The 22,197-nt window shown below is 56.5% G+C and carries 21 protein-coding genes; 9 read left to right on the forward strand and 12 right to left on the reverse strand.

Annotated elements, in window-relative coordinates:
- Window positions 1–227 precede the first annotated feature (227 nt).
- Genes thiS through mltA form a run of 4 tightly spaced genes read left to right on the forward strand, consistent with a single transcriptional unit; the run spans window position 228 to window position 2,857 of the window.
- Window positions 228–434 carry a sulfur carrier protein ThiS gene (gene thiS / locus ACWWD9_RS00640; protein ID WP_013443485.1) on the forward strand — a complete coding sequence of 69 codons (207 nt, stop codon included), beginning with the start codon at window positions 228–230 and terminating at the stop codon, window positions 432–434.
- A gap of 6 nt (window positions 435–440) precedes the next feature.
- Window positions 441–1,220, forward strand: coding sequence for a thiazole synthase (locus ACWWD9_RS00645; RefSeq protein ID WP_013443484.1), 780 nt, complete (start codon window positions 441–443; stop codon window positions 1,218–1,220).
- A 2-nt stretch (window positions 1,221–1,222) separates the two neighbouring features.
- A complete protein-coding gene (apaG, locus tag ACWWD9_RS00650; protein ID WP_013443483.1) occupies window positions 1,223–1,606 on the forward strand; it encodes a Co2+/Mg2+ efflux protein ApaG in 384 nt (127 codons plus the stop codon).
- A gap of 9 nt (window positions 1,607–1,615) precedes the next feature.
- Complete coding sequence (gene mltA, locus ACWWD9_RS00655) at window positions 1,616–2,857, forward strand: murein transglycosylase A (RefSeq protein ID WP_015831214.1); 1,242 nt, start codon at window positions 1,616–1,618, stop codon at window positions 2,855–2,857.
- 63 nt (window positions 2,858–2,920) lie between these two features.
- Here the strand turns inward: mltA and ACWWD9_RS00660 are convergent, their stop codons facing one another.
- From ACWWD9_RS00660 to ACWWD9_RS00690, 7 genes are all read right to left on the reverse strand, one after another.
- Window positions 2,921–3,691, reverse strand: coding sequence for a DODA-type extradiol aromatic ring-opening family dioxygenase (locus ACWWD9_RS00660; RefSeq protein ID WP_455867405.1), 771 nt, complete (start codon window positions 3,689–3,691; stop codon window positions 2,921–2,923).
- Window positions 3,692–3,732: 41 nt separating this feature from the next.
- Window positions 3,733–4,119, reverse strand: a complete 387-nt coding sequence (locus tag ACWWD9_RS00665) for a DoxX family protein (protein WP_013443480.1) — start codon at window positions 4,117–4,119, stop codon at window positions 3,733–3,735.
- A 202-nt stretch (window positions 4,120–4,321) separates the two neighbouring features.
- Window positions 4,322–4,393 carry a pyrroloquinoline quinone precursor peptide PqqA gene (gene pqqA, locus ACWWD9_RS00670; protein ID WP_013440845.1) on the reverse strand — a complete coding sequence of 24 codons (72 nt, stop codon included), beginning with the start codon at window positions 4,391–4,393 and terminating at the stop codon, window positions 4,322–4,324.
- A gap of 154 nt (window positions 4,394–4,547) precedes the next feature.
- Entirely contained in the window at window positions 4,548–4,688 is a 141-nt protein-coding gene (locus ACWWD9_RS00675; protein WP_455867406.1) for an entericidin A/B family lipoprotein, read from the reverse strand.
- A 108-nt stretch (window positions 4,689–4,796) separates the two neighbouring features.
- The gene (lplT, locus tag ACWWD9_RS00680) at window positions 4,797–5,993 is read right to left on the reverse strand and encodes a lysophospholipid transporter LplT (protein WP_455867407.1); all 1,197 of its coding nucleotides are present in this window, start codon (window positions 5,991–5,993) and stop codon (window positions 4,797–4,799) included.
- A gap of 115 nt (window positions 5,994–6,108) precedes the next feature.
- Window positions 6,109–8,244, reverse strand: a complete 2,136-nt coding sequence (gene aas, locus ACWWD9_RS00685) for a bifunctional acyl-ACP--phospholipid O-acyltransferase/long-chain-fatty-acid--ACP ligase (protein WP_455867408.1) — start codon at window positions 8,242–8,244, stop codon at window positions 6,109–6,111.
- An 11-nt stretch (window positions 8,245–8,255) separates the two neighbouring features.
- Window positions 8,256–8,561, reverse strand: coding sequence for an ArsR/SmtB family transcription factor (locus ACWWD9_RS00690; protein ID WP_013443476.1), 306 nt, complete (start codon window positions 8,559–8,561; stop codon window positions 8,256–8,258).
- Between the two features lie 139 nt (window positions 8,562–8,700).
- Between ACWWD9_RS00690 and ACWWD9_RS00695 the strand changes: the two genes are divergently transcribed.
- The 3 genes from ACWWD9_RS00695 (at window position 8,701) to ACWWD9_RS00705 (ending at window position 11,812) form a co-directional block, all read left to right on the forward strand.
- The gene (locus ACWWD9_RS00695) at window positions 8,701–9,432 is read left to right on the forward strand and encodes a 2OG-Fe dioxygenase family protein (protein ID WP_455867409.1); all 732 of its coding nucleotides are present in this window, start codon (window positions 8,701–8,703) and stop codon (window positions 9,430–9,432) included.
- Window positions 9,433–9,576: 144 nt separating this feature from the next.
- Window positions 9,577–11,445: a GGDEF domain-containing protein gene (locus tag ACWWD9_RS00700; protein ID WP_455867410.1), complete on the forward strand. Its 1,869-nt coding sequence runs from the start codon at window positions 9,577–9,579 to the stop codon at window positions 11,443–11,445.
- A complete protein-coding gene (locus tag ACWWD9_RS00705; RefSeq protein WP_455867411.1) occupies window positions 11,435–11,812 on the forward strand; it encodes a hypothetical protein in 378 nt (125 codons plus the stop codon). The genes ACWWD9_RS00700 and ACWWD9_RS00705 overlap by 11 nt, the downstream gene beginning before the upstream one ends.
- A gap of 40 nt (window positions 11,813–11,852) precedes the next feature.
- Here ACWWD9_RS00705 and ACWWD9_RS00710 read toward each other — a convergent pair whose 3' ends face one another.
- Window positions 11,853–14,117, reverse strand: coding sequence for a putative bifunctional diguanylate cyclase/phosphodiesterase (locus ACWWD9_RS00710; RefSeq protein ID WP_455867412.1), 2,265 nt, complete (start codon window positions 14,115–14,117; stop codon window positions 11,853–11,855).
- A gap of 261 nt (window positions 14,118–14,378) precedes the next feature.
- On the opposite strand from ACWWD9_RS00710, the gene ACWWD9_RS00715 reads away from it, so the two are divergent.
- Together ACWWD9_RS00715 and ACWWD9_RS00720 are read left to right on the forward strand one after the other, a co-directional pair.
- The gene (locus ACWWD9_RS00715) at window positions 14,379–15,617 is read left to right on the forward strand and encodes an MFS transporter (RefSeq protein WP_015831206.1); all 1,239 of its coding nucleotides are present in this window, start codon (window positions 14,379–14,381) and stop codon (window positions 15,615–15,617) included.
- Between the two features lie 213 nt (window positions 15,618–15,830).
- Complete coding sequence (locus tag ACWWD9_RS00720) at window positions 15,831–16,010, forward strand: hypothetical protein (RefSeq protein WP_013443470.1); 180 nt, start codon at window positions 15,831–15,833, stop codon at window positions 16,008–16,010.
- 85 nt (window positions 16,011–16,095) lie between these two features.
- Here ACWWD9_RS00720 and ACWWD9_RS00725 read toward each other — a convergent pair whose 3' ends face one another.
- The 4 genes from ACWWD9_RS00725 to ACWWD9_RS00740 form a co-directional block, all read right to left on the reverse strand.
- The gene (locus ACWWD9_RS00725) at window positions 16,096–16,992 is read right to left on the reverse strand and encodes a mechanosensitive ion channel family protein (RefSeq protein ID WP_015831205.1); all 897 of its coding nucleotides are present in this window, start codon (window positions 16,990–16,992) and stop codon (window positions 16,096–16,098) included.
- 75 nt (window positions 16,993–17,067) lie between these two features.
- The gene (locus ACWWD9_RS00730; RefSeq protein ID WP_455867413.1) at window positions 17,068–19,020 is read right to left on the reverse strand and encodes an alpha-amylase family protein; all 1,953 of its coding nucleotides are present in this window, start codon (window positions 19,018–19,020) and stop codon (window positions 17,068–17,070) included.
- Window positions 19,013–21,220 carry an HAD-IIB family hydrolase gene (locus ACWWD9_RS00735; protein ID WP_455867414.1) on the reverse strand — a complete coding sequence of 736 codons (2,208 nt, stop codon included), beginning with the start codon at window positions 21,218–21,220 and terminating at the stop codon, window positions 19,013–19,015. The genes ACWWD9_RS00730 and ACWWD9_RS00735 overlap by 8 nt, the downstream gene beginning before the upstream one ends.
- Window positions 21,217–22,119, reverse strand: coding sequence for a carbohydrate kinase family protein (locus tag ACWWD9_RS00740; protein ID WP_455868121.1), 903 nt, complete (start codon window positions 22,117–22,119; stop codon window positions 21,217–21,219). The genes ACWWD9_RS00735 and ACWWD9_RS00740 overlap by 4 nt, the downstream gene beginning before the upstream one ends.
- Window positions 22,120–22,197: the final 78 nt, after the last annotated feature.

Consider the following 22,197-nt stretch of genomic DNA (forward strand, 5'->3'; position numbering starts at 1 on the left):
GTGTAATGCATGGACTATTCTGTTCAAGCTTAATCGAAAAAACCGATGAACAAACAATGCAGCACGCGTCTAAAAGTGCTCTTGTTCAAGCGATCGCCCAAGGGGCGGATGCGAGTGTGGATGATTTGCTAATTGCCCATGAACCTACGTAAAATAGCGTTTCTTCGCGGTTTTTTAAACAGCGGTCCCCCTATCCCGGTTTTACTAAAGAGTAGGCTGTAATTCAATTGATTCATCTGACGATCAACGGTAATCCCCGGCAGTTCGATGTGGCAACCCTCACGGTGGCTGAGCTGGTACAAACCCTGGGCCTCACGGGCAAGCGTCTGGCGATAGAGCGTAATGGCGACATCGTGCCACGCGGCCTGTTTGCCGAAACAGCCCTGAAGGACGGGGATAAACTTGAAATCGTAGGCGCTGTAGGAGGCGGTTAACGCGTTATGGATACACTTAATATTGCTGGCAAGGCTTATCAGTCACGACTGCTGGTGGGCACAGGCAAGTACAAGGACTTTACCGAAACCCGCGCGGCGATTGATGCCAGCGGTGCCGAAATCATCACCGTGGCGATCCGCCGTACCAATATCGGCCAGCATGCTGGTGAGCCTTCCCTGCTGGAATACTTGCCGCCGGAAGAATTCACTTACCTGCCGAATACCGCGGGCTGTTACTCGGCGGACGATGCCGTGCGTACCTTGCGTCTGGCGCGCGAGCTGCTGGATGGTCACAAGCTGGTCAAGCTGGAAGTGCTGGGCGACCCGACCACGCTGTATCCCAATGTCGTTGAAACCCTTAAGGCTGCCGAGACCCTGGTGAAAGAAGGCTTTGACGTCATGGTCTATACCTCGGATGACCCTATCATCGCCAAGCAGCTCGAAGAAATCGGTTGCTGTGCAGTCATGCCGCTGGCCTCGCTGATTGGCTCTGGCATGGGGATTCTCAATCCATGGAATCTGCAGATCATCATCGAAAACGCCAAAGTGCCCGTGCTGGTGGATGCGGGTGTGGGTACGGCATCGGACGCAGCCATTGCCATGGAGCTGGGCTGCCAGGGGATCCTGATGAACACCGCGATTGCCGGTGCGCACAATCCAGTATTGATGGCGAGTGCCATGAAAAAAGCCGTGGAAGCCGGGCGTGAAGCTTATCTGGCCGGGCGCATGCCGAAAAAACTTTACTCGGCGACGCCCAGCTCCCCAACCACCGGCATGATTGGATAAGCGTGGAGTCATCCCGCCGTTACCAGTTTACCGTCAGCGTAGTGAGTGCCTACTTGCCGGATCAATCCGATGAAGCCGAACCACGCTATGCCTTTGCCTACACGGTGACCATTATCAATACCGGCACCGAAACCGCCCAGCTCATCAGCCGGCACTGGGTCATTACCGATGCCGATGAGTCGGTGCAGGAAGTGCGTGGCCCGGGCGTGGTGGGCGAACAGCCGACGCTGAAACCTGGTCAGCAATTCCAGTACACCAGTGGCACCGTGCTGCGTACCTCGGTCGGATTCATGCGTGGCAGCTATCAGCTGGTGGCGGAAGACGGTACCGAATTCGAGGCTGAGATTCCCGCCTTTACCCTTTCCACCCCCCGCGTTCTGCATTAAGGTTTACGCATGCATGCTCGTTTGATCGTTTTACTGGCTTTATTGCTGACCGCCTGCGGCAGCCAGCCGCAAAAGCCTGCTCAGCCCAGCCCCAAGCCTGCGTGCGATTGCCCCGCATTGCCGATTCCTTTGCCGGAAGAGCCCAAGCCCGCCCCGGAAAAACCAACAGCGCCCAAGATTCCAGATTACGGCCTGCTGAAGCCTTCCAGCTGGGATGCATTAAGTGCGCTTGAGCAGGACAACCTCGTGCAAGCCTGGCCTGCCTGGCTGCAGAGTTGCTCCACCCTGAAAACACGCCAGCCCTGGCAAGCTGCCTGCGCCGCTGCCCAGAACATGGTGAATCCAGATCAGGCCAGCATCCGCAGTTACCTGCAAACCTACTTTGATGTCTACCAGACCACCAATGTGGATGGCACCGAGGAAGGCCTGATTACCGGCTACTATCAGCCCTTGTTGCGTGGCAGCCGCCTGCCGACAGCCGCCTATCGCTATCCGCTTTACAGTCGGCCGGATGATCTGATTACGGTAGAGTTGACGAGCCTGTTCCCCGAGCTTGCCAACAAGCGGGTACGTGGCCGCGTAGTGGGCACCAAGCTGATTCCCTATTATGACCGGGGCGAGATTGAATCCCCGCAGGGCCCCTTGCGTGGGCGCGAGCTGTTCTGGGTGGATGATATTGTCGAGCTGTTTTTCCTGCAGATTCAGGGCTCAGGCGTGATACGCCTGGACAATGGCGAGCAGGTGCATGTGGGCTATGCCGACCAGAATGGTTTCCCCTACCAGTCCATAGGCAAGCTCTTGATACAGCGTGGGGAATTGACCGCGGACAAGGCGTCCATGCAGGGCATCAAAAACTGGGCAAGCAACAATCCTGACAAGTTGCGCGAGCTGCTCAACAGCAACCCCAGTTATGTCTTTTTCCGTGAATTGCCACCGGGCCTGCCTGGCCCGCTGGGCGCACTGGGGGTGCCTATCCTGGCCGAGCGTGCGGTGGCGATAGACCCACGCTTTGTGCCACTGGGCGCGCCGGTATTCCTGTCTACCACTTACCCCAACAGCAGCAAGCCACTTAATCGCCTGATGATGGCGCAAGACACGGGCGGTGCCATCAAAGGTGGCGTGCGTGCTGACTTTTTCTGGGGTGCGGGCAATGATGCGGGGCGGCAAGCGGGTGCCATGAAACAGCGCGGCAAGATCTGGGTATTGCTGCCGCACGGCTTTCCTTTGCCAACGGCGGCTCCGGCACCTTGATTTTTTGGATTAATCAAAAAGCCGCTTTTAAGCGGCTTTGTTTTTTTGCGGTGTTTTGTCTGGCTAGGCCGCCCAGGCGTAAGCATCCATCGCCAGAAACCCATAAGTGTGCTCGGGTTGATAACGTACCGCGGGGCCTCGTGCCGCTCCCAGCGCCACAAACAGCGGCAGGATGTGATCTTCTTCCGGATGCGCCAGTACGCCATTGATCGACTGCGCACGATAATTCAGCAGAGCCTCATCGTTCTTGTCGATAATCTTATCCCCCACCCAGTTGGCAAACTCCGTGACATAGGCCAGGGAGCTGGTGGTGCGCTGCACTTCAAACAGGTGACGCAGATTGTGGGTGATGGCACCCGAGCATAGCAGCATGACGCCGCTATCCTGCAGCGATGCCAGCGCCTGCCCCATGCGGTAGTGGCTGGCAGGATCGCGATGGCCCTGGATGGAAAGCTGGGTTACCGGAATATCGGCATCGGGATACATCAGCATCAAGGGCACCCAGGCGCCATGGTCGAGTCCGCGTTTGGGGTCGCGCTGGATGTTGAATTGGGCCGCCGTCAGCAACTCCACCACTTTTTCTGCCAATGGCGGGCAGCCAGGTGCCGGATAATGCATGTCATACATGGCTTTGGGGAAACCACTGAAGTCATGCAGGGTCTCCGGTTGCTGGACAAAGCTGACGCGCGGTTCTGGCGTATCCCAATGTGCCGATACCACCAGAATGGCCCGCGGACGCGGCAATGACAGGCCTAGCTGATGCAACATCTCACCGGTCTTCCCCGGATCCATTGCCAGGGTAGGCGCACCATGTGAAATAAATAGCGTTGTCATGACCGTGTCCTGCGGCGTTACTTATAAAAAATGAATGAGGCTTACTTGCGATTATCCAGGCTGAAGCCACCCGCGCCATAAGCCACGATCAGCAGCAAACCGCCAATGATGGTGAAGTTTTTCATGAACATCACCAGCTGTATCTGATTGCTGAAATCCGTATGAAACAGCAAGGCTGCCGCCAGCGTAAAAATGGCGATACCTGCCGCGGCAAACTTTGCCTTGAAGCCCAACAGCAATGCCAGGCCCAGGCCCAGCTCTACCACCAGGGCGATCGCATAAGCCACCTCGGGAAACGGCGCCCCTACGCTGCTGATATAGCCTATGGTGGCATCGGGCGCGGCGACTTTTCCCAGGCCGCTAATGATGAAAATCAGTGACAGCAATACTCGTCCAGCAAAGGTGAGCCAACGGTTGCAAGGGTTCATGCTTAATCTCCTGAGATTATGGGATGCTGCCTTGGCATTTTAGCGGCAAAGCGAAGATGGGGGGAGATTCAGAGGGCAACAGGGAGGTTTTCCCATCGCTGCAAAGGATATTGGTCGGCAGGCTCTGACGACAGGCAGATGTACGTCATGCAAATAAAAACGGGAGCACTTGGCTCCCGTTCATGTGATCGCAACGTTAATATTAACGATTGCAAACGTACATGGTTACTTCAAAACCGAAACGCATTTCGGTAGCTTCTGGCTTGGTCCACATAGTCGTTTCTCCTTTCGTTTAGTTTTCGTCCGATGCACTCACATGCTTCTAACGTGAGACAAACTGTACGCTCCTGTAGAGCGGCTTGCATTGTGTTAGTCATGAAATGGAGCTCATGATTTTCATGAGAATCCCCTCATGATGCACGTGGGGGTTAGTAGCCTTTATTCTTGTCTGCGGAGTTTTCCAGGGCTTCGCCGCCCTTCTGAATGTCTTTGCCGGCGCCGCTCATGGTATTGCAGGCGGTCAACAGCATGAAGGAACAGAGGCAGAGGACACTGACGATTTTATTCATGATTTATTCTCCAGTCGCGAATTGAGGGGGTATTTACACCCGCTCAATGTAACGGGACCTCTTCCGTTCAACATTCAGCGCGTGGCTGAAATCGCTGTCAGACAGCGCCTACTTTTTTTGCCACAGTCGTTGCGCTGCCAGCAGGCCAATCGCGGCAAAGACCACCAGACCAACGGCTACGGTGGAATGGATGGCAGGCATGCCTTCTTTTTCCAGGATGGTATACAGGCCTACCATCAGCAGCATGCAGATATTTTCAAACAGGTTTTGCACGGCAATGGCGTGCCCTGCCCCTACCGTAGCGTGGCCACGTTCCTGCAGCAAGGCATTCAGCGGCACCACATAAAAACCACCGCAAGCGCCGATCAGTATCAGCGCGGCTATCGCCAGGTAAAGATTGGACACGTAGGCAAAGCCCACAATCAGTAAACCGATCAGCACGCCAGCGGGCAAGGCACGATTCACCGAATGCAGCTGTACATAGCGGGCGGCGGCAAATGCGCCGAGCGCGATGCCGATGGCGACACCGCCACTCAGGTTGGCGGGAGTGCTGAGATCGGCAATGCCCAGCGCCACTGGCACCCAGGCCACCAGCAGAAAGCGCAAGGTGCTACCTGCCCCCCAGAATATGCTGGTGCCTATCAGCGAGAAGCGCGCGTCCGGATTTTTCAGCAGCGTGCTGGTGGCGATGACAAAATCCCTGACCAATGCTGGCAGCGATACCCGGCTCAGGGCATGGGCGGCAGGCAGGCGTGGAATGAAGAGATTGGCGACGGCCGCGACCAGATAACAGGCAGCAATGGCGGCGAGCGCTCCGGTGACGGAGTGATCTGCCAGCCAGCCGCCCAATACGGCGCCCAGCAGAATGGCGACGATGGTGGAGCCTTCCATCATGCTATTGGCTTTGACCAGGTGTTGGGGCCCGACCAACTCACTGAGAATGCCGTATTTGGCTGGGGAATAGGCGGCAGCACCCAGTCCGACCATGCCGTATGCCAGCAGGGGGTGCAGGCCGCACAGCATGGCAGCCGCACCAATGAACTTCATGCCATTGGCAATCAGCATCACGCGGCCTTTGGGCAACGCATCGGCCAGTGGACCGACGAAAGGGGCGAGCACGATAAAGGCTACGACAAAAAACTCCTGCAGCAAGGGCAGCTGCCAACCTGGGGCGGATTGCGATTTAAGCAGCGCAATCGCGGCGAACAGCAAGGCGTTATCCGCCAGGGCCGAAATAAACTGGGCGATGAGGACGGCGGTCATGCCGCGCGCGGGAATCGCCGATGGGGTGGAGGTGGAATGCATGCAAACTCCCTGATTTTTATGGTTGGCTTGAATGGATGGCTTAAATGGTTAAGGGTGACTTAAGCCTGCATCGACAAAGGATGGAGCTTTATTGCGGGTCACAGCCTTATTCGGCTCATGCTTCGGCTGCCATGGTACGCAATGTCACGTAATCGGTTTTGCCTGTCCCCAGCAAAGGCAGGGCTTCCAGGGTAATGATTTTTTTCGGCACCGCCAGATCCGGACTCCCCAGCTTGCGGGCTGCGGCCTGCAGGCTATCGCGGGTCAAGCTGCTATCGGTGCTGAACAGCACGATGTTTTCACCACGCTGCGCATCCGGCTGGGTGCTAGCGGCATGCTGATGTTCGGGCGAGGCTGCATGTGCCAGGGCCTCCACGGTTTCCAGCGACACCATCTCGCCGGCAATTTTGGCAAAGCGCTTTACCCGGCCCAGAATGCGGATAAAGCCCTGGGCATCAATATCCACCACATCGCCGGTGTCATACCAGCCATCCGCGGGTGTTTGCAGCACGCCTGGCTGGTCATACAGGTAATAGCCCAGCATGACGTTGGGGCCGCGCACCAGTAAACGCCCGCCTTGCTCTATGCCGGGGATGCTTTCCAGCCGGGTTTCCATGCCGGGCAGCATGCGGCCCACGCTACCGGTCTGGTTTGCCATGGGTGTATTGACCGCCAGCACGGGCGCGCACTCGGTGGCGCCATACCCTTCCAGAATGCGAATGCCGAATTTATCGGCCCAGACTTTGCGGACTTCTTCATTCAGTTTTTCTGCGCCAGCGACTACATAGCGCAAGCGGTAGAAGTCATAGGGATGCGCGAATTTGGCATAGTTGCCAAGAAAGGTACTGGTGCCGAACAGCACCGTGCAGCCACGGTCGTAAATCACTTCCGGAATAACGCGGTAATGCAGCGGCGATGGGTAGACAAACAGCTTGCTGCCGGTGACCAGCGGCATGATGGCACCGCAGGTAAAGCCAAAGGCATGGAACAGCGGCAGTGCCATCATGAATTTATCGGCAGGCGAGAAATCGATGATGGCGGCAATCTGGGCAATATTTGAGAGGATGCTGTGATGCGAATGCACCACGCCCTTGGGCTTCCCTTCGGAACCTGAAGTGAACAGCACCACGGCCGGATCGTGGGGGGTGGCATGCGGCACGGCCAGTCGCGGCAACCATAGTGCAAAGCCTATCAGCCACAGCTTGTCCCAACCGCTCAGGCTGGGCAGCAAATCCTCCAGATAGACCAGATGCACATTTTCCAAACCTGCTACCGTCTCCTCCAGCTTGGCGGCGGAGATGAATTTGCGTGAGGAGATGACGGTGCGGATATTACCGGCGATGATGGCATTCTGCAGCCCCGAGCTGCCCGCCGTGTAATTCAGCATGGCGGGCACGCGCCTGAAGGCGCTCATACCAAAGATAAGGCAGATGGTATTGGTCACATTCGGCATCAGCACGCCTACGGTTTCACCAGGGCTGGTGATCTTGGCGCTAAGGCGCCCAAGCGCCAGGCTCTTTTTCAAAAGATCGCCATACGACTCTTCAATCTGCTGCATGTCTTCCACCAGCCGCGTGCGGCGGCCATGAATGGAAATGGCGTCCAGCAGCGAGCCAAACAAGGTTTTGACCGGGCGCGACTTGAACAGCATATCCTGCATGATGTCGCGCATGCCCTCACCAGCCAGCTTTCGGCGTGCTCTGGCGTTGGCGGCTTCTGGCATAGGGAGGTGAGTGGTCGGCAAAATGGTGAGCGATACCTTGGGGAAAAGCTGGCGTGGATAATTGCCACCGGAGAGGCGGCTGAAGTAACTGCGGGCGGCGCCATCCACCCGTACTGGCAGGATGGTGGCGCCAGTTTTGGCGGCGACGAAGCCCGGGCCGTCATACACTTTCATCAGGCTGCCGGTCAGGGTGATGCGGCCTTCGGGGAAAATCACTACGTTCTCCCCTGCCTCCAGCAGGCGGATGATTTTCTTCATGGCGAGTGGATTGCTGGGGTCGACCGCCAGATGCGGCACCATGCGCAGAATCAGCCGGAACAGCGGGCTCTGCAGCACGGTGGTATGCACCACAAAGGTCGCCCTCAATGGCAAAAACAGTCCGAGCAGCAGGCCATCAAGAAACGATTCGTGGTTGGCCACAATCAGCAGCTTTTGCTGTTCCTGGTCTTGCGACGGCAGATGTTGCCTGCCCCGCACTTCAACCCGAAACACTATTCCGCACAGCAGTTTTAATACCTTGGCCAGCATGAAATCTCCCTTCAGATCGTAGTCTTGATGTAAGCCAGCACGCCCTCAAGCGCTTCTGTCATCATCTTTTTATTAATATGGAAAAACACTTCCTTGCCGATTTTCTCGCTTTGCAGCGCGCCTGCTTCGCGCAATACGCGCAGATGATGGCTCACTGCGGTGCGGCTCAAGGTCGAGGCGGCCACGATCTGGCCGATGTTGAGGCGCTCATCGGGCTCAAAGGCCAGCAGTATGCGCTGGCGCTGTTCATCGCCCAGGGCGATGAACAGTTTCGAGGTATCTGCCCATTCAGATGGAATCTGCAAGATGGTTTTCATAACTAAATAATTAGTTATTTAGTTATGTTCGTCAAGTATATTATTCAAACCACCCCAATCCGCCTCTGCCAACGTTGAGATTGCCTCTGCAAGCGGCTAAGATGCTTATCTTTCATGATTTCATAGATAGCGATACTGCGTGGCACCCTTACTGCGACAATCCGAACTGTTGGACAATATAGCCCGGGCGGGCTTCAGTTTTGTGGCAGGCGAGGCCATGCAAGCGTGGTTGTTGGCGCAGGCCGAGGATGCCCTGAGTGATTGGCCTGCGTTTGCTGCCAGCTGGGAAGCCATGCCGCTGGATCAATACATGGCCGATGGTGGACGATATCGCCGCCGTCGCTATGCCACCCTCAGTGCGCCAGCGCAAGCTGGTGACATTGTGCTCGAGCCGCATCAGCCGCATTACCAGAGCCTGGACTACAACCCGCTCAATGGCGGTGTTGCGCGCGAATTTGAGCCCATACCAGCGCACATCATGCAGGGTAACAGCATGCGCAACATCCTGCGCTTCTGTCGCAAGATGTTCAGCCGCATGCTGCCTGACAAGGCATGGCATATCGAATGCCATCAATTCCGCATTGAAGCCAGTGCTGAGCTGCATGGCAAACCAACCCCCGAAGGCATACATCGGGATGGTGTCGATTTTGTGCTGGTCATGATGGTGAAGCGCGTGAATATTTCCAGCGGCACCACCACCATGCACGACCTCGAACACAAAACCCTGGACAGCTTTACCCTGACCAAGCCGCTGGATAGCGCCATCGTCAACGACAGGCGCTGCATGCATGGCGTGACGCCGGTCGAGCAGATCGATCCGGCGCATCCTGCCTATCGTGACGTGCTGGTGGTTACCTTTCGCGCCAAATAAGCTGCCCATGCATGAACAGGCGTTAAATGGCGGCTCTGTTTACGTCATTTAACACAGTTGTGGTAGCGTATGCTGACAAAAGCCAGAATGCTGTTTGAAACTCCGGTGCTGCGGCATCGGCCATGGAGCTAAGCGCGAGCCAGTATGCAAGAAAAACCGACCCCCATCGAGATTGCCAGGCAGGCATTGATGCAGCTTGCCTCGCGCAAAGTCCCGCCTACGCCGGATAATTTCCGTACGGTTTATGACGAGATTGCCGGCGTCGTATCCACCAATGAAACCCTGGAACTGGCCCATGTGCTGGACAAGGTTCTGCACGACGCGGGGAAGCAACGCCCCAAGTACATTGCCGCCGCTCAATCCATCGCCACGCTTATCGAGAAAAAAGACTGGTCCAGGCTGGAAGACCAGCTCATCAAGCTATTGCCCCTGGGCGCAGCAGGTGGCGATGAAACCAGCTGGCCCGTCGTCATCCGCAACCTGCTGAAGCAGCTGGAAGTCAGCCACAAGGGCGTCACCCTGACGCGCAAGAAAGAAGGCCTTAACCGGGTGCTGACCAACTTCGGCAGTGATCCCGATGTCTTGCCGCAAAAGATTCAATCCCTCGTCAATTCATGGGGGCAAGGTTCGGTGGCCGATCATGTACCGGGTGACGGGCCGCAGGTGCTGGAAGGCGAAGCGGAAACCATAGGTGAAACGCCCACCCCAGCTCCCAGCAAATCGCTGTATGGCAAAAAGCCCGCCGAATATTGGCGTGAGATGCTGGTGCGTACCATGGAGCTGGTGCTGATCCCGCAACTGCATTCCCTGCCCGAGCCGGAAGCCAAGGCCAAACAGCTGGTCAAGGATATCAATGCCGCCACCAATGAAACCCAGATCAAGCGTATTGCCGAAGAATTGAAGAGCGTGCTGTTTACCCTGGAAATGCATGGCGATCAGCAGAACCGCCTGCATGAAGCCTTGTTGCAGTTATTGCGACTGCTGAACAACAGCATGGGTGAGCTGGTGCTGGAGGATAAATGGCTGCATGGGCAGACCAAAATCGTGCAGGATATCCTCGAAAAACCGCTGGATCTTACCCGGCTTTATGACGCCGAAAGCAGCTTGAAAGAGTTGCTGTACAAGCAGGGGCAGATCAAGCCACGCCTGATTGAAGCCAAGGACTCGCTGAAGCGGATGGCCGAAATCTTTGTGGACAGACTGGCCGAGATGGACACCGATACCGGTGAATACCAGAACAAACTGAATGGCTATCGCGACCGCATCACATCGACCGAAGATCTGGTGGAGCTCAACTCGGTGATCGACAGCCTGCTCAACGATACCCGCAGCATAGGCCTGAGCATACAGCGTTCCAAGGATGCGCTGGTGGATGCGCAGCAACGCGCTGACGAGGCTGAGAAGCTGATTGATGAGCTGACGCGCCGTCTGGACCATATCAGCGAAGTGGCGCACGAAGACTACCTCACCGGCACACTCAACCGCCGCGGCATGGATGAAGCCATGGAGCGGGAATTTGCCCGTGCCGACCGGCATGGTACGCCGCTCAGTATTGCCATGATGGATATCGACCACTTCAAGCAGCTGAACGATAACCTGGGGCATGCGACTGGCGACCAGGCCTTGATCCATCTGGTGCGCATCGTTAAATTCTCGCTGCGCAATACCGATGTGCTGGCGCGCTACGGTGGCGAGGAGTTCATCATCATACTGCCCAGTACCAAGCAGGATGAGGCCATGGACATCATGAAACGCGTACAGCGGGATCTCACCAAAAACTTCTTCATGCATCGCAACGAGCGTGTGCTGATCACCTTTAGCGCCGGGGTCGCCGAACGGCTACCGGGCGAGGGGCCGGAAACTATCGTGCCACGTGCTGATGCCGCGCTCTACAAGGCCAAGCACAGCGGTCGCAATCAGGTGATTGGTGCAGAAGCCTTGCTGGAAGAGCCCGAGATACGTGAAATTACCGATGCCAGTGCGGCAGAGGCTAACGGTAACAATGCGGCTTAAATCCATCTCAGCCTGGGTGCTGTCAGCGTCTCTGGCAATGCATGCCATGAGCGCCGCGGCGGTGGGCGCAGACGCGCTTCAGGCGGCATTCAATCAGCGGTACCAGACGTTTTTCGGGGCAGACAGCAACTCTCTGCTGCCACTGCCTGCCATCGACAAGCAGGACTGGAAGCACATGCGTGAGAAAAAAGCCTTGCGTCAGGTGTATCAGGAGCCCGGCAAGTATTACAACAGCAAGGTGTACGTATTTACCCTGTATCAGGATGAAGACGGCGGAGCCTATTACCTCGATGCCACCGGCGGCTTCTGGGGAATGGATGAGTTGGTATATGGGCCCTTGTCTGCCCAGGATGTCGGCCTTCCCTGAATCTGGTCGATCGGCCGGACGTGAGTGCTGGTGGTATTACTCAGGCTGTCGCCAGTTCTGCAGAGGCGGCAAGCAGGGTGTAAATCTTTTCTGCCGTCACCGGGCGTGACAACAGGTAGCCCTGAAATTTGTCACAACCTGCCTGTGCCAGAAAATCATACTGCTCCTGTGTCTCCACTCCTTCGGCCACAGTTTGCAGATGCAGCCCTTGTGCCATGCGGATAATACTGGCGGCAAGCTGCATATCATCCGTACTGTCAGGGATATCCTTCACAAATTCGCGATCAATTTTAAGCGCATGAATGGGCAGGGTTTTCAGCTTGGCTAGCGATGAGTGACCGGTGCCAAAGTCATCCAGTGCGATGCGTACGCCGGTTCTAACCAGCGTTTCCAGCGTGGGAATGGCGATATCCATTCTGTCCATCACCGCGTTTTCCGTAATCTCGATGATCAGTCGCCCCGGTGCAATGGCATGACGTTTCAATACCTCATGCACCGTCATCACGAAATTCGCATCGCAGAAATGCCGGGCCGAGATATTCACCGCCATGCTGAGCGTGTTGTCCGGCAGCCGGGTATCCCACTCGGCCAGCTGAGCGCAGGCATGGTCCAGTACCCATTCTCCTATGGGGATAATCAATCCGGTTTCTTCTGCGCAGGGAATAAACAGATCAGGGTAAATCAGGCTGCCATCGTCCTGTTGCCAGCGGATCAGGCATTCGCAGCTGAAAATGGAGGGAGCTCCGCCATCTTCCCCTTTGGAGTAGATGGGCTGGTAATGCAAGACAAAGGCTTTGTCGCGTATGGCCTGTCGCAGGCGGCTTTCTGTCATCAGCCTTTCCTGCGCGCGTTGTGTCAGTTCCTCGGTGTAAAACTGATAGCGGTTACGGCCCGTATCCTTTGCGCGGTACATGGCGGAGTCGGCATTGCGGATCAACTGGGTGGCATCCTGGGTGTCTTCCGGACACACGCTGATGCCGATGCTGGCACTGATGACGACTTCGCAATTGCCGCTTAGGTGAAACGGGGTTTTGAGCGCTTCCAGCAGATTGCTGGCAATGGTGGCGGCTTCGCTGGCATTTTGTAATTGCTCGATCAGCAGTACGAACTCATCGCCGCCCAAGCGCGCAAACGTATCCTGTTCGCGTATGCGGAGCTTCAGGCGCTCCACGATCGCGACCAGTAGCTCGTCCCCTATCACATGGCCCAGACTGTCATTGATATTCTTGAAGTGGTCGATATCGATAAACAGCATCCCCACCCGATTATTGTTACGCGCACTCAAGGCCAGAGCGTGGGTCAGCCTGTCCTGAAAAAGCAGGCGATTGGGCAGGCCGGTCAGAATGTCATGATGCGCCAGATGCTGGTAGCGCATTTGCCCCTCTTCTATCAACTGCTCAGCTGTCAGCAGGCGCTCACTTTCCGCAAGAAGAATGCTCTGCCTGACCATGGCCAGCGCGATGATGCTCAGGCAGGAACCCAATGCAATGGATTTGGCGATAGGCGTTGTCGTATCCATCATCATGAAATAAATGGTGCTGATCGCGATCAGCATGGCCATCAACGGGATCGCGCGTTGTATGCTCTGGCAGATACGGATGTAGGTGTGATTGGACGATGACGTTGCCATCCAGTGCATGGCGCCAAGGCCGAGCAGCAAATCAGAAGCGGAAAAAACATGGTTGAGCAGGGAGCCGTCTATGTTCACCTGGTCGATGACATTCAGATTCCATTGCATCCAGATGCCGCCCTCCAATGCCAGCCCGCCGAGCAACAATAGCCAGCCCCACTGCAAGCGCAACCGCAAAAACGGCACCAGCAAGAGCGCAAAGCAGGCAGCACTGAGCAAGCCTGCCGGATAAAACACCAGCACCAGCAGTTGCAGCGCATTGCTATCTGACTGGCGCCCCAGATAAATAAGCAGAACGAGGCCAATGACGGCAATGGTCATCACCGCCATGTCCAGTTTGGCGGCGGTGAGTTTTGCATGGGAAAGATGCAGCTTGAGGGCGCTGAGCAGGCCCAGGATGCAGCAGGGCCCCAGCATCAGATAGAAAAAGTCAGCAGGTGCGGGAAATGGATTCCAGCCGATAGCGTACTGTACGTCCCAGCACAGCTGTCCTACAAAGTAAGAGCCTATGCCCAGCAGGAACCAGCGGCGCGGCTCACGCTGTTCTGGGTATGCCTGACGGTAACCTATCCAGGTCAGGATGAAGGAGGCGCCACTGCTGACGGTCCAGTGCAGATTATCAAGCCAGGGCAGCCATGGCTGGGGTACAAAAAAAGAACCGATGATGGCTAACATCACCACCGTCACTGCACCAAAAAGTACCCCTTTTGCGCTGCCTGACATCATCAAGTTCTTTTTATAATTATGCTGTTGCATCATTTAACCCCAATCGTTAACAGGTGTAAACCATACCGTTAGCTGCATATGTTTATCTCTGCACAGCCTGTGGCCCGAGTGTCGCGTTGACCTCATGCCCATGACGCCAATGTCACACGGAATTTCAAGCATATTTCGCTCCAGTTTCCCGTAAAATGCGTTTTTAGACCGAACGCTGCCATGACCTCTTCCACAGATTCTGCCCAATTTCCCCTGCTCAAGACCCCTTCTTTCCTGAAATTGATGGCCTTCCGCCTTTCGGTGATTTTTTCTTACCAGATCGTGGCCGTGGTCGTGGGGTGGCATATTTACCAACTCACCCGCGATCCACTGTCATTGGGCCTCATCGGCCTGGCCGAAGTGGTGCCCTATATCTGCACCGCCTTGTTCGCTGGCTACGCGGTAGACCATCACTCCCGGCGATTTTTTGGCGCCATGGCCGGGGGCGTGCTGATGTTGAATGCCCTGACGCTGGCGGCGGTATCCGCAGGCTATCTGCCGGGGAATCCGACCTACTGGATTTATGGTTCGATTGTGTGTGTCGGGTTTGCCCGGGCGTTTATTGGCCCTTCCTTCAGCGCCTTGTTTGCCCTGGTGATTCCGCGTAGCGAATTTGGCCGTGCGGCCGGGGTGGGCAGTTCCATATTTCAGATCGGGCTGGTGATGGGCCCTGCCTTGGGTGGCATTCTGGTAGGCTGGACCACGGTCAGCGTGGCCTACCTGGTGTCTGCCGGATTCGCCGTGATGGCCGCGGTCGCTATCCTTAGCATACGGGTGGTTGAGCCACCCCCTGCCGAGAGCGTGCCGGTGTTTACCAGCATAGGACAAGGCTTGCGCTTTGTTTTCAGCAACCAGATTGTGCTGGGTGCCCAGGCGCTGGACATGTTCGCGGTGCTGTTTGGTGGCGCTGTCGCCATGCTGCCTGCGTTCATACATGATGTGTATCATCATGGCCCCGAAGGTCTGGGCATACTGCGCGCCGCACCTGCGGTCGGCGCGGTGATCATTGGTATCGTACTGGCGCGTCACCCGCTGAATCGGCATGCGGGCAAATACCTGCTGATGGCAGTGGCTGGCTTTGGCGTCAGCATTATCCTGTTCGGCCTCACGGCGCATTTCTGGCTGGCCGCCTTTTTGCTGGCACTGTCGGGCGTCTTTGACGGGATTTCGGTAGTGCTGCGCACCACCATCATGCAGTTGATGACGCCGGATGCCATGCGTGGCCGCGTGTCTGCCATCAACGGCATCTTCATCGGCTCATCCAATGAGCTGGGGGCGTTTGAGTCCGGCGTCAGCGCACGGCTGATGGGGCTGGTGCCCTCGGTGATTTTTGGTGGCACCATGACCCTGGCGGTCGTCGCCGCCACGGCCCGCCTGGCGCCCCGGTTGCGCCGCTTGCACTTGCATGAGCTGCATTAATGCCTGCCGGACGCCTTCTTAGGCAAATAAATCTGGCAATACGCTAAAGAAATCAATTTGCTGGACGATATCAGCTTAGTTTGGCGGTTTGCTATCCGCAAATTCCAAATAAACTGCGAGTGCGCGGGAATCTTTTGATTTTCGTGTGCTCTTAATGGCGCTGAAACACAATTTCAGCCCGAGTATTAACCCGATATCCCACAAGGAATTGACATGCATGCCGCAAGTTTTGACTATCTGATCCCCGCTCCTGCGTTTCAGCCGGAGTACCTGAATGTGTTGGAAATCCCCGACCGCTTCACGCAAACCACGCTGTATAAAACCCAGCAACGCGAGCTTGAGCTACGCCGCGAAATCGTCAAGATGACGCTAGCCAGCGGCGATTGCGTCTGACATTGCTGGCGCCTGGCGCCGAATGCAGCTGAGGTTTTGGCTTTTCCGCATTAAGCTCCCGGCGCATCTCTGACACCCCTGCTGTTTAATTCATGCTGTCCATGGCAGGGCTGTTTTCGCCCCGCATCTGGCCCGCCGAAATGGTCAGGTGAGGATAAGGAATCTCGATACCGACATCATCGAAAGCGTGCTTCAGGCGCTTCAGATATTCGCGACGCACGGTCCATTGCTCCAGCGGCAACACCTTGAAACGGCATTTGATGATCACCGCTGAATCGTCCCAGCGATCCACCCCGGCCATCTCCAGATCATCCAGTATTTTCTGATTAAAGTCCGGGTCCGCTTTCAGATCATGCGCGACTTCGCGCATCAGCGTCATCACGGTTTCCACGTTTTCGCGGAAAGCCACGCGCACATCAATGACGGAAAAAGCAAAGGTGCGGCTCATATTGGTGACGGTAGAAATAACGCCGTTGGGAATGAAATGCACATTGCCATCATAGTCGCGCAGTTTGATGTAGCGTAGCGTCACTTCTTCCACAAAGCCGCTTTTACCGCCGGCATCCACCACATCTCCCTGCCGGATCTGGTTTTCCAGCAGCAGGAAAAAACCGGTGAAATAATCCTTGATCAGACTCTGTGCGCCAAAGCCCACTGCCACACCTACCACCCCTGCAGCCGCCAGAATAGGCGCAATCGATACGCCCAGCTCGTTGAGTATCTCCATGATGGTGATCACGGAAATCAGCACGGTGGCAATGTAGCGGAACACCCGCCCCAGGGTTTGCACGCGCTTGATCTCTTCCGGGTTGTCCTGCGCATGCGTGAGCAGGTGCGTTTTCAGTGCCAGCAGCATGCGGTTGATGACGCGCATCGCCAGCCAGGCGATAGCCAGTATCAGGACAATCTTGAGAAATACCTTGGCGATCTCCCAGAATTTCTGAAAGTCTTCAATGCCAAGCTGAATGAGATAGTGTTCCATGGTGTCTCCTGTTGCATGTGTTGGCGGGCGATGATCAGCATGGTGTGCCATCATCATGCCGCCGGGCGGTTTGGTTCAGGTCTTGAACCAGCACGCGGTGAGTGGCGGGATGAGCAAACTGTCTTCAGCGCATGCATAGCTATCTGCCGAGATCGTCTCTTGCACGGTGCCGTGGGTGAAAAAACCTGCGCGCCGCAGTTGCTCCAGCGGCATGGCTTGGGCGTTATGGTCAAAGTTGTTGACCACCAGTACACGGGCCTGGCTGTTCAGCGGGTCAAAGCGCGAATACACCAGCAGATGCGGATTTTCCAGCTCAAACAGCTCGCGATTGTTCAGATCGGCCAGCGCGGGTAGTTCCTTGCGTAGCGCAATCAACTTTTTCAATCCATTGAAAATCCGATATTCCACCGTGCCCGGCTGCTGACGCAGTTCGGCTTTTTCCCAGTTCATGCGGGGCCGGTGTACCCAGCGGCTGTCGTTGTATTTGAGTTCGTCTTCCAGATACGAGGTATCGTTGAGCGTGCCCAGTGGGTCCGCGTAATACAGCAGGGGAATGCCGCCGAAAGACAGGATGATGCTATGCAACAGCAATATGGTGCGTATGCTGGTATCAATCGCGGTCTCGTCCTGGCGGTTCAGCGCGGTTTCCAGCCCGGCCAGGGAGGCAAGCGAGCCGGAAATGCGGGCATCGCCGGTTTTATCGTTACGGCCAAAGGCGACGCCGCGGGCGATGGAGTCGTCCCGGTTGCCGGTGTAATAATCGATCAGGAATTGCCGATGGGCCCAGGGTTCATAGCCTGCCTGGCGGATATCGTTATCATCAAAGCCCAGGCCGATGTCGTCATGGCAGCGCAGATAGTTAAGCCAGGTAGCGCGTTCCAGCTTGTTCGGAATATTGCGTATGCCCTTGTTGAGCAGCGAGGCTTTTTTGGTGGCAACGCCTTCCCACAGTAGCGCCATCAGTGTGGCGTTATAGGCAATCTCGCATTCCTTGGCATTGATGGCATCTTCGCCAAAGTACTTGATGACTTCGGGTGGCGCCACAATCGCTTCCGCAATAAACAAAACGCCGGGAGCCGTTACCTGGCAGCAATCCTTCATCAATTGCAGTATCAGGTGGGCCTCGCGCTCATTCTGGCAACTGCTGCCGATTTTTTTCCACAGGAAGGCCACGGCATCCAGCCGCAAAATATCCACGCCGTGATTGGCCCAGTACAGAATGATGTCGATCATCTCGATCAGCACCGCCGGGTTGCGGTAGTTCAGATCCCACTGGAACTGGTTGAATACCGTCATCACCCATTTATTTGCTTCGGCATTCCAGGTGAAATTGCCGGGCGCCGTTTCCGGGAAGACCTCCAGCATGGATTCTTCATACAAATCCGGCAACTCGCGGTTGTCGAACATGTAGTAGTAATCCTGGTATTTGGAGTCGCCCTGCCGTGCCTTGATCGCCCACTCGTGCTCGTCCGAGGTGTGGTTGACCACCACATCCAGCGCCAGCAGCATGTCACGCTTTTTCAGGTTGCTGATCAATGCATCGAGATCGGCCAGCGTGCCATAGCGCGGATCCAGCTGGCGGAAATCACGCACGGCATACCCGCCATCGCTCTTGCCTTGAGGGCAATCCATAATGGGCATGATGTGCAGCAGGTTGATGCCGAGGTCCTGCAGGAAATGCAGATGACGCTGTACGCCCTGCAGATCACCGGCAAATTCCTGACAATACATGGCGAAGCCCACCCATTTCTGACTCAGGAACCAGGTATGGTCTTTTTCCCGCGCCAGATCCTGCTCGCGCAGGTGCGGCGCACGATTCAGGTATTGCCGCGTAAGGGTTTCCACCAGCTTGCCCAATTGCTGTTTGTAATCCGGCCGTTCGCCATACAAGGTATGAAACAGCGAATAAATGGCGTAAAAATTGGCGCCCAGCCGGATATAGAAATGCTGAAGATTGTGTTTCTTGATCTCGGGCTTCAGGCCGATCAGGATGTCATTCAGCAGGGAATGCGAGACCTGCTCATACATGGGGCACCTCGCTTTCTTCCGAATCCGGGATTTGCGGGGCTGTGCTGATGGGGATGCCCAGCAGGCCATAATGACTCAGCCCTTCCAGTATGCCGGCGGCAAAATGCCTTGAGGCAAAATACACGCTGTGCATGCCTTTCAGCGTCTGCAGTTCGGGGCTGTAATTGCCGACGACGATGGCCTGGGTATTGCCGACCAGCATCTCCTGATCATTGCCGGAGTCGCCAGCCACCAGGAAGTTTTCCAGCGGCAAGCCCCACTTATAGGCCAGATAGCGGATGGCATGCCCCTTGGAGGCGCGAATAGGCAAAATGTCGAGAAACTCCTGATGCGAATAGATTAACTGTGCCCGCAACTTGCGCTCGCCCAGCAGGCGGTATAGCTCCTTGATGGTCGGCATGCGTTCGGGGTCCACGATATAACTCAGCTTGAATTCGCGCTGGTTTTCCGGCGCTTGCAAGGTAAGCCCGGGGATGCCGGTGAGGGCTTGTTGCAGATCATCGCGGCGCCACATATGGCGAATATGGTTGGCCCAGCCCATGTCCGGAATCAGCTTGGCGCCATAATGAATCTCGCTGCCAACCGAGGTAATCAGGATCTCCGGCTGCGGCACCTGCCATTTTTTCAGGATGGCAATCGCGCTTTCCACTGGCCGTCCGGTCGCAATGCCAAACGCCAGCTTGCCCTTGTTGCGGCTCAACCACTGCATCAGCTGTTGCAGAGAAGCACGTTCGCCCAGCAGGGTGTTATCGATATCGCTGATGAGGGTGCGCTCGACCAGGGGCATTTGCGATTTGCCAGAATCCAGCAACAGCGCGTGATGACGGCGCACACCTTTACGATTGCGGCGCAGTACCTGCCGTATCTCCTTCATGTACTTGGCAACATGCGCATCCCAGCTGTAATGGCGTTTGACGCCGAGCAGGCCGTTGGCCGACCAGGCGCGCCATTGCTTGCGGTCTGCCAGTGCGGTGGTCAGCGCCTGGCCTATCGCCTCGCATTCCAGGGTATTGGCCAACAGGCCATTGCGGCAATTGCGCACGATATCGCGCGGGCCACCGTCATCCGGTGCCACAAAGGGCAGGCCACTTGCGGCGGCTTCAATCAGGGTCAGGCCAAATGGCTCGGTCAGCGCAGAGTTCACAAATACACCGCGTCTTCTGGCGGCCAGCCGGTAAAGCTCGGGAATCGCATCCTGCGATATCTGCTTGGGAATGGCGACCTTGCCCCAGAGGTCATACTTGTCGATGTCCAGCAGCAGGTTCTGCATCACCTGCTGCTGCGACTCTTCCATGGCACGTATATCTTCGCGCGTGCCGGCGACGATGACCAGATTGGCCCTTTCCTGCAGTTCCTGCGATTGTCCGTAGGCATTGACCAGGCCCTTGAGGTTCTTGCGCAGGTCGGGGCGGCAGATGGCAAGGATGATGGGCTTGTCCGGGTCGCTGAGAAAGCGGTCTATCTGTTGCTGCGGGTCAGATTGAATCTTGCGCCTGCCGGGAGGTGAGAAACGTTTGGTGTCGGTGCCCGGGGGAATCACCACAAAGCGTTGCTGGGCAACGTTGTGATAAATGCCGTACTGCGAGTCGATTTCCTGCCGCGTGCTGGTCACCACAAAGGCGGCGTGCTTGAGGATGTCTTCTTCCACCGCAATGCGGCGCTCCAGATTGAACTGGCGTTCAATGGCATGCTGCTTGCGGCCACTTGCCAGCAGGCGCTCACGCTTGGTGCGACCCAGCGAATGACCGGTATGCACCTGGGGAATCCCCAGCAGCAGTGACAATTGCTGGCCGACATAGCCGGCATCGGCATAGTGGGTATGGATCAGATCAGGCAGGCGGCCCTGTTGCCGCAGGTAATGCAGACAACGATCCACCAGCTCATCCAGATAAGGCCACATGAGCTCCTTGCGCAGATAGCGTTTGGGGCCAAAGGGCAGGCGGATAATGCGGGCGCCTGCCGAGAGCACTTCTTCCGGTTGCGCATATTCGGGCGAGACCGCAGGGTCAAGGATGGCACGGGTCAGCAGATCGACCTTGCCGATCTCGGGGTGTGCAGCAAGCGTGCGCGAAAGCTCCACCACATAGGTGATCTGGCCACCGGTATCCGCATCACGGCCCAGCTCCAGGTCGTAACCCCGGATCAAGCCATGCAGGCTGATCATCAATACATACAGCGGGCTATCGCTGGCGGTGATCATGATAGCCACTCCTGCACAAAGGGCTGGTAAAACGCCAGGTCATGCGGCGCAGCGCCACGGACGGCACAAAGCGCGCTGGCAAACTGGTTGGCGCGGGTGAGGGTGAGGCTGGCTTCCCATCCCTGCAGATGGCCCAGTATATAGACGGCAGCAAAGGCATCGCCAGCGCCTACCGTGTCCTGCAAAGGCTGCGCCATGGCTTGTGGCCCGGTTTCCTGCAACTCACCGCTGGCATTCAATTGCCACGCGCCCTGCTCGCCGCGTGTGATCACCACCAGTTTGAGATTGAAGCGCTTGAGCATCGCCATTGCCAGCTCAGGCAATGACTTTCCGGGCAGGCGCAGCAGCACTGCCAGCGCGCCCAGTTCGTCTTCATTCATCTTGACAATATCGGCACGCAACAGCGAACGTCGCACCGTATGTTTGTCATACCAGGGCGCACGCAGGTTGAGATCAAGAAAGCGCGGGCTGCGGGCGTCGTTGAGAAAATTATCCAGGGCAAGGCGCGACTCCATATTGCGCTGGGCCAGCGTGCCAAAGTAGACCAGGTCAGGCTTGATGGACATGGTCAGCATGTGCGTCACACCCGCGTGGATATAGTCGTATGCCTGATACGGCAGGATTTCAAAGCGATGGCCACCGGCATCCATATGCACAGTGACCTGGCCGGTGGGGTATTGGGGATCGCACTGGATACCGGAGGTATCCATGCCGCGGGCGTTCATCTCGGCCAGCAATTCTTCGCGCAGGGCATCGTTTCCCGTGCGGGAAATCATCACGGGGTTGAGACCAAAGCCCTGCAGATGCCGCGCCACATTGAAAGGTGCGCCGCCGAGAATATGGCCATCAGGAAAAACATCGGCTAATACTTCGCCAAACAAGGCAACGCATGAGCCCATGTCTTTATGGTGAGGTTGTAATTGCAATGGAGTTCCCTTTTGCTGTTGTTTTTAAAAGATAATCTACATTCAGCCACT

It is taken from the genome of Methylovorus sp. SPW-M1, assembly GCF_053848825.1.

Coding starts and splice junctions, on each gene's coding strand:
- ACWWD9_RS00645 (WP_013443484.1), top strand. CDS start 441: ATGGATACACTTAATATTGCTGGCAAGGCTTATCAGTCACGACTGCTG.
- mltA (WP_015831214.1), top strand. CDS start 1,616: ATGCATGCTCGTTTGATCGTTTTACTGGCTTTATTGCTGACCGCCTGC.
- ACWWD9_RS00660 (WP_455867405.1), bottom strand. CDS start 3,691: ATGACAACGCTATTTATTTCACATGGTGCGCCTACCCTGGCAATGGAT.
- ACWWD9_RS00665 (WP_013443480.1), bottom strand. CDS start 4,119: ATGAACCCTTGCAACCGTTGGCTCACCTTTGCTGGACGAGTATTGCTG.
- ACWWD9_RS00675 (WP_455867406.1), bottom strand. CDS start 4,688: ATGAATAAAATCGTCAGTGTCCTCTGCCTCTGTTCCTTCATGCTGTTG.
- lplT (WP_455867407.1), bottom strand. CDS start 5,993: ATGCATTCCACCTCCACCCCATCGGCGATTCCCGCGCGCGGCATGACC.
- aas (WP_455867408.1), bottom strand. CDS start 8,244: ATGCTGGCCAAGGTATTAAAACTGCTGTGCGGAATAGTGTTTCGGGTT.
- ACWWD9_RS00690 (WP_013443476.1), bottom strand. CDS start 8,561: ATGAAAACCATCTTGCAGATTCCATCTGAATGGGCAGATACCTCGAAA.
- ACWWD9_RS00700 (WP_455867410.1), top strand. CDS start 9,577: ATGCAAGAAAAACCGACCCCCATCGAGATTGCCAGGCAGGCATTGATG.
- ACWWD9_RS00705 (WP_455867411.1), top strand. CDS start 11,435: ATGCGGCTTAAATCCATCTCAGCCTGGGTGCTGTCAGCGTCTCTGGCA.
- ACWWD9_RS00710 (WP_455867412.1), bottom strand. CDS start 14,117: ATGTTAGCCATCATCGGTTCTTTTTTTGTACCCCAGCCATGGCTGCCC.
- ACWWD9_RS00715 (WP_015831206.1), top strand. CDS start 14,379: ATGACCTCTTCCACAGATTCTGCCCAATTTCCCCTGCTCAAGACCCCT.
- ACWWD9_RS00720 (WP_013443470.1), top strand. CDS start 15,831: ATGCATGCCGCAAGTTTTGACTATCTGATCCCCGCTCCTGCGTTTCAG.
- ACWWD9_RS00725 (WP_015831205.1), bottom strand. CDS start 16,992: ATGGAACACTATCTCATTCAGCTTGGCATTGAAGACTTTCAGAAATTC.
- ACWWD9_RS00730 (WP_455867413.1), bottom strand. CDS start 19,020: ATGTATGAGCAGGTCTCGCATTCCCTGCTGAATGACATCCTGATCGGC.
- ACWWD9_RS00735 (WP_455867414.1), bottom strand. CDS start 21,220: ATGATCACCGCCAGCGATAGCCCGCTGTATGTATTGATGATCAGCCTG.
- ACWWD9_RS00740 (WP_455868121.1), bottom strand. CDS start 22,119: ATGGGCTCATGCGTTGCCTTGTTTGGCGAAGTATTAGCCGATGTTTTT.